The 14,099-nt window shown below is 36.8% G+C and carries 6 protein-coding genes; 5 read left to right on the top strand and 1 reads right to left on the bottom strand.

All coding sequences use genetic code 11. The features are described 5' to 3' along the window. The first annotated feature begins 18 nt into the window (after window positions 1-18). The 5 genes from MY04_RS25660 to MY04_RS25640 all read left to right on the top strand — a co-directional run bounded on the left by MY04_RS25660 (window position 19) and on the right by MY04_RS25640 (window position 10,366). Window positions 19-2,397, top strand: a complete 2,379-nt coding sequence (locus MY04_RS25660) for a glycosyl hydrolase (RefSeq protein WP_066215718.1) — start codon at window positions 19-21, stop codon at window positions 2,395-2,397. Between the two features lie 79 nt (window positions 2,398-2,476). Next, window positions 2,477-4,924: a glycoside hydrolase family 2 TIM barrel-domain containing protein gene (locus MY04_RS25655; protein WP_066215716.1), complete on the top strand. Its 2,448-nt coding sequence runs from the start codon at window positions 2,477-2,479 to the stop codon at window positions 4,922-4,924. Between the two features lie 70 nt (window positions 4,925-4,994). Next, window positions 4,995-6,278, top strand: coding sequence for a family 16 glycosylhydrolase (locus MY04_RS25650; protein ID WP_066215714.1), 1,284 nt, complete (start codon window positions 4,995-4,997; stop codon window positions 6,276-6,278). Window positions 6,279-6,422: 144 nt separating this feature from the next. Continuing rightward, window positions 6,423-7,820 (top strand): sulfatase, encoded by a 1,398-nt coding sequence (locus MY04_RS25645; protein ID WP_066215712.1) that lies wholly within the window; start codon window positions 6,423-6,425, stop codon window positions 7,818-7,820. Window positions 7,821-8,020: 200 nt separating this feature from the next. Further along, a complete protein-coding gene (locus MY04_RS25640) occupies window positions 8,021-10,366 on the top strand; it encodes a glycoside hydrolase family 95 protein (RefSeq protein WP_066215710.1) in 2,346 nt (781 codons plus the stop codon). 278 nt (window positions 10,367-10,644) lie between these two features. On the opposite strand, the gene MY04_RS25635 is transcribed toward MY04_RS25640, so the two are convergent. Next, on the bottom strand, window positions 10,645-13,992 hold the full coding sequence (locus MY04_RS25635) for an Ig-like domain-containing protein (RefSeq protein ID WP_066215708.1): 3,348 nt from the start codon (window positions 13,990-13,992) through the stop codon (window positions 10,645-10,647). Window positions 13,993-14,099: the final 107 nt, after the last annotated feature.

Below are 14,099 nucleotides of genomic sequence, written 5' to 3'. Positions count from 1 at the left end.
ACTCTTAAAGATATTAGTATGAAAAAGAAATTATATAAAATAGCATTTTTGATTCCAATGTTGGCTGCTTTGATAAGCTGTGACTTGGATGATATGATTAACAATAGACCGAGTGCTGGCGATAAAGAAATTGAGCCAGAAGTAACATTTGGTAAAAAAGGATATGGACAGACTTTAAAATCTCCTATATGGACTAATTGTGTCTCTGGAGTTCTACCTTATTGGCATTACTCATGGGGTAACGATTATCCAACAGATTTACCCGATAACGTAGAATTTGTTCCAATGCTTTGGGGGCGAAATGATGTAGCCGGAAAAGTAGAGAAACTTAAAGTAATGGCTGCAGAAGGCAAAATCAATTACTTATTAGGATTTAATGAGCCAGACAAAGAAGATCAATCTCATATGTCGGTAGAAGAAGCGATAGAGCTTTGGCCTTTATTAGAGTCTGTTGGTGTTCCATTAGGATCACCTGCTCCTGCAAGTATGTCTTCAGGTTGGTTAGACGATTTCATGAATCAAGCGAATGCAAAAGGATTAAGAGTAGATTTTATCTGTATGCACCGTTATACAGATTCTATTGATCCGAATAAATGGATGGAAGCTTTTGAAAACGCTCATAACAAATGGGGTTTACCGGTTTGGATTACAGAAATGGGCTTGGCGGATTGGACAGCAGCTACTCCCGAAACAAATAAACGTACGAAAGAACAAGCGTATGACTTGATGGCTGAATTGCTACCAATGATGGATCAAGCTCCATATATTGAAAGATATGCATGGTTTGATGGCGGTCGTGCTAAAAACCAAGCTGCCTTACATATTTCTGCTATCTACGAGCAAAATTCTGATGTATTGACAGAGCTAGGTGTTTTGTATTCGGAACATGATGCCAACCTTAAAACAGGTGGTGGAAGCGGAGAAATTCCAGAAGCAGGAGATTATGGTTTAATTGTAGATGGTGGTTTCGAATTAAGAAATGCAGACGACGCCTGGGGTGGTTATGATAACGGCTTTACGGAAGAAACTGCTGCTAGAAAAGGTACAGTTGTAGGTAAAATTCAAGCGGATAAAAATGGTGATGGTGGTTCTATGCTTCAAGCCATTGAAGTTGAGCCAAATACTGTATACGAATTTAGTTATTCGACAAAATGGGCTGAACAACCTGATGGAACGATAACAGTTCAGGTACAAGACAGAACACCTGATACTAAGCCAGAGGCAGGATGGGAAAGACTTTATGCTGAGCAAATCTCGACAAGTACAGATTGGGCAGATGTTAAATCAACTTTCACTACGGGTCCATATACCACTACTGCTTATGTAGTCTTCTATAAAGGAGGAACAAACGATAATACCAATGCAGGATTAACAGTACTTTATATTGATGAAGTATCGGTATTTAAAACAGATGAAGTAGTAGATCCAGGTCCAGATGTAAAACCTGTTCCAGATTCTGGATTAATTACAGATGGAGGTTTTGAGAATGTTACAGCTGGTCCACTACCAAGTGATGGAACCCCATGGTATGGTTTTGATGGAAGCTTTGTGAAGGATATTGCAGGTGCACATACAGGAGAAAACTATGCTGTATTGGCAATGGATAACAATAAAGATGGCGCTTTCTTGAATCAGGTCGTAAATGGTGTAAGTGGAAATAAAATCTACACTTTAGATCTTCATACAAAATGGTTGGCAGCCCCAACAGCAGCAGGTGTAGTAAAAGTTTTTGATGTAACGGGAGGCGGAAAAGTAGAATTATTAAATGGTAATTTTGCTTCTGCTACAGATTGGACGAAGAGCACTTTAACTTTCGAAACAAAAGAAACAACTACTGATTTAAGAATCACGATCATTAAGCCAGGAGGTGAGTTCGAAAACACAGTACATATTGATGATGTGTTATTATTTGAAACAGGTGATGTTACACCTCCTCCAGTAAATGATTTAGTGAAAGATGGTGATTTCGAAAACCTTCCTGCAGGTGCTTTAAACTTAACATCAACTCCATGGTCAGGTTACAATTCTGGATCAGCAGATATAGTAACTACAGCCTTAACAACACCCTATGAGGGAGATCAATGTGCAAGATTGAAAAAAGACGATGCGTCGATTATTCAAACTATTGATGTTGAAGCAGGTAAGACTTATGTTTTCTCAATGTTTACAAAATGGGAAGATGGTCCGGGTAAAGATTTGAAGTTTACGATTAAACCATCAAATGATAATGCAATAAAACATCAAGAAACTATTGCAGAAAGTACTTCTTGGTCGGAAACAACATTTGAGTACACCGTTCCTGCGGGACATACATCATTGACTTTCAATATTTACAAAGGTAAAGATACAGCGGGAGGATTTTTCCTATTGGATAATGTATCTGTTATAGAGAAATAAGAATTGAATAGAGTAGGTGGACAGTATGGGCATTGATCTCAATGCCCGTACCCCACTGTACTAATATAAAGCACTAAATATGAAAACGAACGACTTATTTTATCTCATTTTAGTATTTTTTGGATGTACGTTCGGTTGTCAAAAAATTGATAAGATTGATAAAACAGACAGAGAGGTAACTCGCTTAACGGATCAGTGGGAATTTCAATTTCAAGATACTTTAGAGAATGCATGGACCACCGTAACTGTTCCACACGATTGGGCTATTTCCATGCCTTTTGATAAATCAATTGATATGCAAGAGGTATTGGTTTTGGAAGATGGAGAGAGAGTACCAAAATTAAGAACAGGTAGAACTGGAGCATTACCTCATATCGGAAAAGGCTTCTATAGAAATACACTTCAGTTTTCTAACCAAGATAAAGGGAAAAAAGTATTTGTTCAGTTTGATGGAGCAATGAGCCATGCAAAAGTCTATTTAAATAAAGCGTTTGTAGGTAGTTGGCCCTATGGTTATTCCTCATTCGAATTTGATATAACACCTTATATTAAATACAATAAAGAAAACTTATTAGAAGTGCATTTGGAGAACAAACCATTATCATCAAGATGGTATCCTGGTGCAGGTATTTACAGAGATGTTCGAATTGTAAAAACAAATCCAGTGTACGTAAAAAACTGGGGCACTTTTATCACTACTCCAGAAATCATTTCATCAAATGGTAAAGTGAACATCAAAACTAACGTTCAAAACGATTCAGATCAGCCAAAAAACATAGAGGTTATTCAATCTATTTTTTATAATAATGAGAGAGTAAGCTCAAATACAAAAACATTAAAACTAGGTACTTCCAATCAAGAAATTGAGATGAATCTTGAGGTAGCATTTCCAAAACTTTGGTCGATAGAAACGCCTAATTTATATCAAGTAGTGACTCAAATCGCTGTTGGTGATGAAATTGTAGATACCTATAAAAGTCAATTTGGATTTAGAACCATCAAGTTTACAAATAATGAAGGTTTCTTTTTGAATGGTCAGCCAGTTAAATTCAAAGGCGTATGCTTACACCATGATCTTGGCCCATTGGGAGCAGCTCACAACACCTCTGCTTGGAGACATCGTTTGATGAAAATGAAGGAAATGGGAGCGAATGCGATACGTTCTACTCATAATCCATCTGATCCAAGTTTAGTGCAATTGGCAGATGAACTAGGTTTCTTATTTGTAGCCGAAGCATTTGATGAATGGGAAGAAGCAAAAACAGAAAATGGCTACAACAAATTATGGCATGAATGGGCTGAAAAAGATTTGGTGGCTTTAATCCATAGAGATAGAAACCATCCATCTTTAATCATGTGGTCGATTGGTAATGAGATCCGAGAACAAAATAAAAAGGATGGGTACAAAAATGCTCAATTCTTAACAGATATCGTGCATAGAGAAGACCCAACGAGACCATCAACTGCAGGTTTTAATAACTATAAAGCAGCAATTGATAATGGATTAGCAGATGCTGTAGATATTCCTGGTTGGAATTATAAGCCGCATAAATATAAAGTAACTCATGAGAAACATCCAGAATGGAAAATGTATGGAAGTGAGACGGCTTCCACAGTAAGTTCTAGAGGAGAATACTTTTTCCCTGCTAAAGAAGGGAAACATAAGATTCGTCCAAGTTTACACGCCAATTCTTTTGATATGGATTTTCCAAATTGGGCACAAACTCCCGATAGAGAATTTAAAGCACAAGAGAACAGTGAGTTTATGATGGGCGAATTCGTTTGGACAGGTTACGATTATCTCGGAGAACCTACACCTTATAATGAAGAGTGGCCAACGAAATCATCCTACTTTGGAATAATAGATTTGGCAGGGATACCTAAGGATCGTTTCTATTTGTATAAGAGTCATTGGTCGGATGAAAAAGTATTGCACCTTTTACCTCACTGGAATTGGAAAGAGGGGCAAACAGTGAGTGTACACTGTTATACGAATTATGATAAAGCAGAGCTTTTCATAAATGGTAAAAGCATGGGTGTGAAATCAAAAAATCCATCAAAATTATACGACACGTATCGTTTACGATGGGACGACATCACTTACCATGCAGGAGAAGTGAAAGTGGTTGCACTGAATGAAAAAGGAGAAGCTATTGCAGAAGAAGTAAAATTTACTGCAGGTCAGCCACATCAATTAAAGATTGAGGTTGATAGATCTGAGGTGAAAGCAAATGGTGAAGAAATCGTTTATGCTACAGTATCAGTACTAGATAAAAAAGGGATTCTTTGTCCAAGAGCCAATAACTTGATCACATTTGATATTGATGGAGAGGGTACAATACGTGCAGTTGGGAATGGGGATCCGACATCTCTAGAGTCATTTGTAGATCATCAAAGAAAAGCATTTAACGGAAAATGTGTGACTATTTTACAATCCTCTAAAAATGAGGGTGGCATTACTTTAAAAGCAAACTCAGCTGGACTTGTTTCGGCTGAAGTGACTGTAAGTTCTAAAAATTCGATTTAGAGTGTTTATTCCGAGGGGCCTTGGCCTCTCGGTTTAATTTATTATAACCAATTACCAAAACAACAATTGTATGAAAAATGAATTTTACTTTCTAACTATCTTATTCCTTATTTTCGGCTGTGCAAAAGACAACAGTCAAGTTCAAAAAGAGGAAAAAGTAATTAAGCACCAACCTTTCATTGTTGCTAGTAATCAGAAAACGATTGACCTAGGAAATGAATGGATTGAGGTGTGGTCAGACGAATTTGATGGTACATCTTTGGATACCTCAAAATGGACTAAAACGGTGAGTACTAAATCAAGAGCAGCACGACCGGAATTAGGAATTAAATCTTGGTTCTGGGTAGAAGATCATGCTTGGCTAAATGGAAATGGTCAGCTTGTTCTGAAAAGCTCGAAGGTGACGACCGATAAAATGTATTGTGGAAGTGTTGACTCAAGAGGGAAATACGAACCCAAATATGGTTACATGGAAGCAAGAATTAAAATAGCAGATACCTCAAAGGGGAATCATACTGCTTTTTGGTTACAAGGAAAGCAGCAAGGAAATGTTGATGGAACAGGGAATGATGGTGCTGAAATTGATATTTTCGAATCTGCATGGACTTCAGATTATACTAAATCAGTGATTCATATTGATGGTTATGCCGCTGATCATAAAGCGAATACTAAAAAATACGACACACCAAATATTCATGATGGTTATCACATTTATGGTTTACTTTGGGATGAAAATAAATTGGAAATTTACTACGATGGGGAGCATAAAGTCACTTACGAAGGAATTTGGGTACCTCAGGTGAAAGAGTGGCTTTGGTTATCTGTTGGAGCAAGTTTTGGAGATGGCGATTTTGTCTCTCAACCTATCGGTGATTTATCAATTGCTGAGGTGGATTATGTGAGAGTTTGGGAAAGAGATCCTCTTTATCAATCGCCCAACACGTCTGATATTATACGATTAAGAAACAAAGAAAGTAATTTCTATTTCAGAGTAAGAGGTGAAGGTGATGATGTAGAAGTACAGCAAACCGACAATTCAAGAACTGGTGATTGGACGCATTGGAAATTAGTGGAGAATACGGCGCCCTATTATTATATCAAAAACGAAGGAACACAGAAGCTGATAAGATCATTAGTAAATGAGAACAATGCACAAGTTTATACAAAACCTTTGGAGAATACAGGGTCTTGGACGCAGTGGGAATTTATCTATGTAGGAGAGGGATACTTCTTGATAAAAAACAAAGAAACTAAAAAATACCTGAGAGCATCGTCATTATCCAACGATTCGCCAATAGTACTTGGTACAGCAACAGATAACTATGCTCAATGGAAGATAGAAACGTTGGAATAAACGTATCAGTAAACATGGTTTGTCGAATTTGTTTCCCTAATTGACGAATTTGTACATATGAATTATGTATGATTTTTTCAATTTGCCTTCACCTGAGTTCGACAACAAATTGAACTCAGGTTTTCAATTAAAAAAGTGGAAGAAATGAAAAAGTGGATTATTAGTTTTATGCTTTGTGTGTCTACATTATCTTATGCACAGAAAGAAAAGAAACCTAATTTTATAATCATATTAGCTGACGATTTAGGTTATGGAGATGTTGGCTTTAATGGTAGCAAACAAATTAAAACTCCTGAGATTGATGCCTTAGCAAAACAAGGTGTTCAATTTACTCAAGGGTATGTGTCTGCTCCCGTATGTGGTCCATCTAGAGCAGGTTTAATGACCGGAAGAAATCAAGTGAGTTTTGGTTTTGACAATAACCCTATTGTCGATTTACCTCAATTTGATCATAACTATATTGGAGTTCCTGTTGAGGAAACGACCTTAGCTGATCGATTGGCAGAATTAGGTTATGTAAATGGTTTAGTGGGGAAGTGGCATCTTGGTGAAGCCGATCAGTTCCATCCTTTAAAAAGAGGTTTCCATGAATTTTGGGGATATTTAGGTGGTGGACATAATTACTTCCCCAATAAGACAGATGGTTCTCATTACCCTAATAAAATTGAGTGTAACTATAAGGAACCTCAGCCGATAACTTATATTACAGATGATAAAGGGGATGAATGTGTTGATTTTATCAAAAGACATAATGACGAACCATTTTTCTTATTCGCTTCATTCAATGCACCACATGCACCTTTGCAAGCGACTGAGGAAGATCTAGCTTTATATTCTCATATTAAAGAAAGAAAACGTAGAACATATGCTGCCATGATTCATCGTTTAGATGTGAACGTTGGGCGTATTATGAAAACATTGAAAGACCAAAAGATTGACGATAACACTGTTGTAGTATTTTTAAGTGATAATGGAGGACCTTGTGATCATAATGCATCAATCAATGCACCTTTAAATGGACAAAAAGGAATTTTATTAGAAGGAGGTATTAGAGTACCTTTTGTAATTTCTTATCCTAAGCACCTGAAAAAAGGAACTTTTGATAAAGCAATTACCTCTTTAGACTTAACTCCTACTTTTGTGAAACTGGCAGGGGGAGAAGTTAAGGAGAACGACAAACTAGACGGTGTAGATATTATGCCTTATCTTTTGAAGGAAAAAGAAGGCGATCCTCATGAAACAATGATGTGGCGTTTTACGATCAGTGCAGGCATCAGAAAAGGAAATTGGAAACTGATTCGTCTTCCAGATCGTCTACCAATGTTATTCAACCTAGATAATGATATTTCCGAACAACATGATGTCGCTTCTGAACATCAAGATTTAGTGATTGAAATGTTGAAACAACTTGGTCAATGGGATATTACAAGACCTCAAGTATTGTATTTAGAAGGAAGTAGATGGCGTAAAAATCAAGTGGAACTGTATGATGTAGAATATCAACTTGAACAACCTGAAGCGGCAAAGCGTAAGAGTAAATAATTGAGGTTGAATCATCTATTTTTCTACTAAAATACTGGTTTCAGTTTTATTCAGATTTACAAAAAATGGGCAGTAATAATCATATTATTGTTCATTTTTATATAGTAAAAAAACATTGATTTCTAAAGATAATTTTAGAACTTAGATGTCGGAACGAACCAATATTTTTTGAGACTAAATAATAAATAAACTAAACCGAAATGAGATATTACTTACATTACTTCACCTTATTTTTCTTGTTATCAAGTCCTGTCTGCTGGGCACAAGAAAACAATACATTTCAACTCCTATATTTTGAACCCGCAGAAGATTGGGAATCGGAAGCCTTACCCATAGGAAATGCCTTTATTGGAAGTATGTTCTATGGTGGGATTCACCAAGAACGCATTCAATTTTCTGAAGGAACCCTTTGGGCAGGTGGCCCTGGAAGTAACGAAAACTATCAATTTGGTATTAGAAAGGGGGCATGGAAACATCTTTCTGAAGTGAGGAGACTAATTGATGAAGGTAAGTTAAATGAGGCACATCAATTAGCTCAGAAAGAGTTAACTGGAGTCACTAATCATGACAAAGACTACTTGAGTGGATTTGGGGATTATGGAGCCCAACAGACGATGGGTGAACTCTTTATAACGACCAAACACTCTGATAAAGTAGAAGATTATCAAAGAGTCTTAGATATTGAAAATGCGGAAGGGAAAATCACTTATAAAGTAGGGGAGAATACTTACCAAAGAACGTATTTTGGTCATTATCCATCAAAATTGATGGTGTATAAATTTGAAAGTAAGCTACCTGAAAATTATTCGATTCAATTGGCATCACCTCACATTAAAGTGAAAGAAACATGGAAGAAAAACACCTATGCATTTCAAGGAGAAGTAAGTGATAATAAGATGCAATTTGAGACCTGTTTAAAATTTGATACAGATGGTAAAATCAGTTTTGATAATGGGAAAGTTGAAATTACTAAAGCTACTTATTTTGTGATCTATCATGCTGCATCTACCGAATATTTAAACGACTACCCAACGTATAAAGGAAACGATTTTATTAAGGAAAATACAAAGAGTTTACAATGGGTAAAAGGGAAATCGTGTGAGACTATTAAGGAGGAACATAGAGAGGATTATAAAAACCTTTTTGATAGAGTCGATTTTCACTTAGATGATGATAAGTTTGTTGGGATGTCAACAAAACAACGATTGTTACAATATTCGAAAGGCGAAAAAGATCTTTGGTTAGAACAATTGTATTTTCAATACAGTAGATATTTAATGATATCGGGGTCAAGGCCTGGAAGTATGCCTTTACATTTGCAAGGAAAATGGAATGATAGCACCAATCCAGCTTGGGCAGCAGATTATCATATGAATATTAATCAACAAATGCTGTATTGGCCGGCAGAGGTGACCAATTTGAGTGAGTGTGAAGAACCATTAAATGATTATATCGAAAGCTTAGTGGAACCTGGAAAGAAATCGGCCAAAGAATTTTTTAATACCAGAGGATGGACAGTAAGTACCATGAACAATCCGTTTGGTTTTACTTCATCGGGCTGGGGTTTTCCTTGGGGCTTTTTCCCTGCTGGTGGCGGATGGATTTCTCAACACTTATGGGAGCATTATGCTTTCACTAAAGATAAAGAGTATTTAAAAAATCAAGCTTATCCAATAATGAAAGAAGCGGCTTTATTTTGGGTGGATTATTTAACTGAAAACGAAAATGGTTACTTAGTTTCTTATCCTTCTTATTCTCCAGAACATGGAGGGATTTCTAAAGGGGCGTCGATGGATCATCAAATAGCATGGGATTTATTTTCAAATTGTATTGCAGCGAGTGAGATATTAAATGTAGATCAAGATTTTAGAGTGGAATTGCAACAATTAAAGGATAAGATTGCCCCACCAACCATTGGATCCTGGGGACAATTGCAAGAGTGGATGGAAGATGTAGATGATCCAAAAAGTACACACAGACATGTGTCTCACTTATATGCCCTTCATCCAGGAAGTCAAATCACACTAAATAAAACACCCCAATTAGCTGAAGCGGCAAAAGTAAGCTTAAATGCTAGAGGAGATAATGGAACAGGTTGGTCGTTGGCTTGGAAAATCAATTTCTGGTCGCGATTAAAAGATGGAGACAGAGCCTATAAATTATTTCAACGATTACTTTATCCTGTCAAATTTGAGGGAATAAAAAGTAAGGGTGGGGGAACATATGCCAATCTATTTTGTGCACACCCTCCGTTTCAATTGGATGGAAACATGGGAGCCGCAGCAGGTATTGCCGAAATGTTATTACAATCCCATGAAGGTCATATAGAGTTACTTCCCGCCTTACCAAGTGCTTGGGAAAATGGATACATGAAAGGGTTAAAAGCCAGAGGTGATGTTGAAATTGATATAGAGTGGAAGAAAGGAGAATTAGTAAAAGCAGTCGTTAAATCATCAAATGATAAGGAGGTGAGGGTAATGTATGCGGGTAAACATCAAATTGTGAATTTGAAAGGTGGAGAGCCTCTGAGAATGAACTTCAAATAATAAAATTTTTGATCATATATTATTGTATCAAAGAGAGTTATTATTCCTCTCTTAATGCTTAAAACAAGTCACTCCCTAGGCTTCGCACTCATTCCGCCCTAGGGATCGCAGACTGTCATCCCTAGGGCGTACAGAAGGCACACCCTAGGGATGACTGATCTTCCTCCCCTAGGTATATAATAAAAACATCCCTATTATTGAAAAATAATAGGGATGTGTATTTATATAAATTTATTGTACCACATTCAATTTTACAGAATACGGTGACGAGGGTACTATTATTTCAATATGATCTTCTTCACTTTTATATTACCCAACTCATTCGTTACACGAACAAGATAAGTTCCTTTTTTCAAGTGAGTTAAAGACAATGTCGATTCATCTTCTACATCTGCTTGTAGAACGACTTGTCCTAATATATTGATGATTTCCACCGACTTTTGACCTTCCCAATTGGAAGCATTAATAGTAATGATTCCATTAGATGGGTTAGGGTAAATCTGCACTTCATCTTGATTAGGGTAGAGTGATAAATTAGTTGTTCTTCCTCCTGAAGTAGGTGTTTCATAAAGGATAGCGTTATCTAAGTAAGCAGATTGAACCGCTCCTTGAGGTCTCCATAGGTACACTTTTACTTCAGTTTGGTTATTTCCTGTTGTAAAGGTTACTTCATGATAAGTATAGCTCGTATTATCTATATAATTGTTGGCCATATTCTGCTTATTCATGTCATCTACGCCCAATACCACACTTGCGTTTTGTGGATCTTCCACCTTAACATATCCAGCAAAAGTATAAGTGGTATTTGCTTCAACAGTCACCGTTTGATTTACAGATGCAGCACCAGTTAATTTAGCGGCAGTTCCATCGTATGCACCACTTGTAGATGCGACCACATTTTGCCATGTATTCCAGTGATTTAATCCATCTTCAAAATCGCCATTAAGGAAAGTAGAGATACTAGAAGGCGACACAGTTACTTGAGTAGTCGCTATAAATCCACCATCTTCAGTAGTGGCAGTAATAGTTGCTGTTCCGATGCCTTCTGCTGTCACAACACCATTGTAAACAGTGGCTACAGCACTGTTATCACTTCTCCAACCTACATTCTTATTAGTAGCAATTGAAGGAGAAACAACGGCTGTTAACGTCAATTTATCTCCAACGAATAGAGGAGAGGTTTGTGATGAGATAGAAACTCCAGTGACAGCAATATCACCAACAGGTATTTTAAATAACTCGATTTGATCTGCTTTTACTGTAGCGCCATCACTAGGTGGCAACCAAACAAATACCTTTACCGAAGTATTGCTTCCAGTCTCAAATGCGATTTCATGACGAGTGTATGTTCCTGTGTAAATATCTTTAGATTCAATTTTTTTATTGTTACTATCATTTACACCTAAAACGACTCTTTTCGAAGTATCGCTAATTTTTACGTAAGCGGATAAGATATAGTTTGTATTTGGTTCTACAGTAATCCATTGGTTCACTGAGGCTTTATCGACCATTTGTACAGCATTATCGCCTTCATAGCTATCGGATACAATTTGAGGATTGTTCCAAGTATTCCAATCGGTTAAGTTGTTTTCGAAATCACCATTTAATACTAAAGAATAAAGTACCTCACCGACAGAAACATTCACCGATGTAGTATGACGACCATCTAAAGTGGTCACTGTAATAGTCGCATTGCCATCAGCAACAGCTGTAACTAATCCATTATGATCTACAGTAGCAACGGCTTCATCGCTACTTGACCATGATACAGATTGGACAGAAGCATTTGCAGGGGATATTGTAGTAGTTGCTTGCCAAGTTTCTCCAGCTTCAAGAGAAGATGTGAAAGGAGATAAGCTAACACCTGTTACACGAACGGCGTCACTAGGTAAACCGATATTATGGTTATTATCCGCACCAATGTTAGGGATCAAATTCTTGACATCTACAGGGTTACCATAAATATCAGTGGCTGTATGAAGAGAGATGTTTTCAAAAATACCTTGACCGGCCATAGGGAAAGATGGTTCAGGAAATGCTTTACCGTTATTAAGGGCAGGGCTATTTTCTTTCAATTGGAAACCATCAATATCTGTGGCTGTTTCATCCATGAATTGAGGATCTTGACCTGTAATTTTATTGTTATCAAGATTCATGAAGGCATTAGAAACATTACCATAGAATAGGTTGTTGCTTACTAATAATTCACTGCCATTTTCAATATCAATCATTACCTCATCTGCACCAATACTAGCTCCATTTACCACTTTAAAAATATTGTTGTAGATGTAAGTGTTCTTTGCAAAAATGGAGATGTCAGGAGTATAACCGCTCTTGTTCAATAACACAGTGTTGTTGTAAACAAAGTTACTATCCGAACGTACAGGAGTCTCACCAGAACCTACATAGCCAGAAACCCAAATCGAAAATCCATGATGATCTCTAAAACCATCATTTTTTGAGACATTAAAACGGAAAGTACTGTTCACACAATCTCCTAAGATTTCGACAAACCCACCTTCCGTGTCTTCACTATAATTGTACTGATAAATAGCGTTTTTACAGAAGAAGTCAATATGTCCACCTGCACCATAAGTATCTCCAAAACCACGTGCTCTATATTGTCTGTTAAATTGAACAATAATATTTCTAGTGTTCCAAATCCAACAACCTTCACCTCTACCAAAGTAGCGGTCAGTAGAAGATTTATGATCACCCCATCCTAGGTCTATAAAATCATTTTTTTCAACAAGAGCATTATAAGCCGATGCAAAAACAATAGCATCCCCACCTAGTTTTTCGAATACATTGTTTCGAATCACAAAGTTTTTGTTTCTATCTTCAGAGTCGATAGGGTTGTTTCTTATGTTTGTTAAGTGACGTACATTGACACCTCTAGAACCCAAGTTATAGAAGTAACAATCTTCTATTAAAACATCTTCGATGCCAATTTCTTTGATAGGACTAACCGTTTCATCATTCGCTTCAGAATCAAAGAAAATACCGTGAGCTGTATAATAATCTAAAGTGAAGTTTCCTTGGTAATCGATCATATCAATTCCGAAAACATCTGTGATTTTCAAACCTCTGAAAATCAAACCTTTCATTACGCCACCCCACTTGTTAGCATATACTTTGATACCCACAGAGGTGTTAGAGCCCCAAGTGATATTCCCTTTGTTTTTCCTATCGTTCTTGATCCAAAGGTTTTCCATAATTAAGTAGGGAGTGTTCGTCAGTTTTACTGCTTCTAAATTATCACCGTTAGGAATATTTCCTGAACCAGAAATGATAGGTAACTCACCAGTGCCATAACTACCTATTGTAATAGGAGCGGCTTCAGTACCTTGAGCAAATACAATTAGTTTTCCCTCAAAAGTATCACCTCGTCTAAATAGCATTTGATCTCCTGGAGCTAAAAGTCCACCTTTTGATTGTAATTGAGAAATTTCTGATGCTTTTTCTAAAGATTTCCAAGGAGACTCCATACTTCCGTCGTTGCTATCATCACCATCAGCACTGAAATAGTAGATGTTATTTTCTGTAGATGTTGTTAGGCTTTCTCCATAGAGATATGGAGTGAAGAGTAGAGTAATAATTAAACTCCACGAGTATAATTTCTTCATAGTAAATTATTATTTATTAGTAATAAATAATCACAGGCTCATTTCATTTCATTTTCTGCCTGTCTAAAAAATAGAGTATTCTTGCTAGCTGATTGATTTCTCTATTA

Source organism: Flammeovirga sp. MY04, from assembly GCF_001682195.2.
Taxonomy (GTDB): domain Bacteria; phylum Bacteroidota; class Bacteroidia; order Cytophagales; family Flammeovirgaceae; genus Flammeovirga; species Flammeovirga yaeyamensis.
Note: the sequence above shows the minus strand (reverse complement) of the source record. Positions and strands in the feature narration are given on the sequence as shown.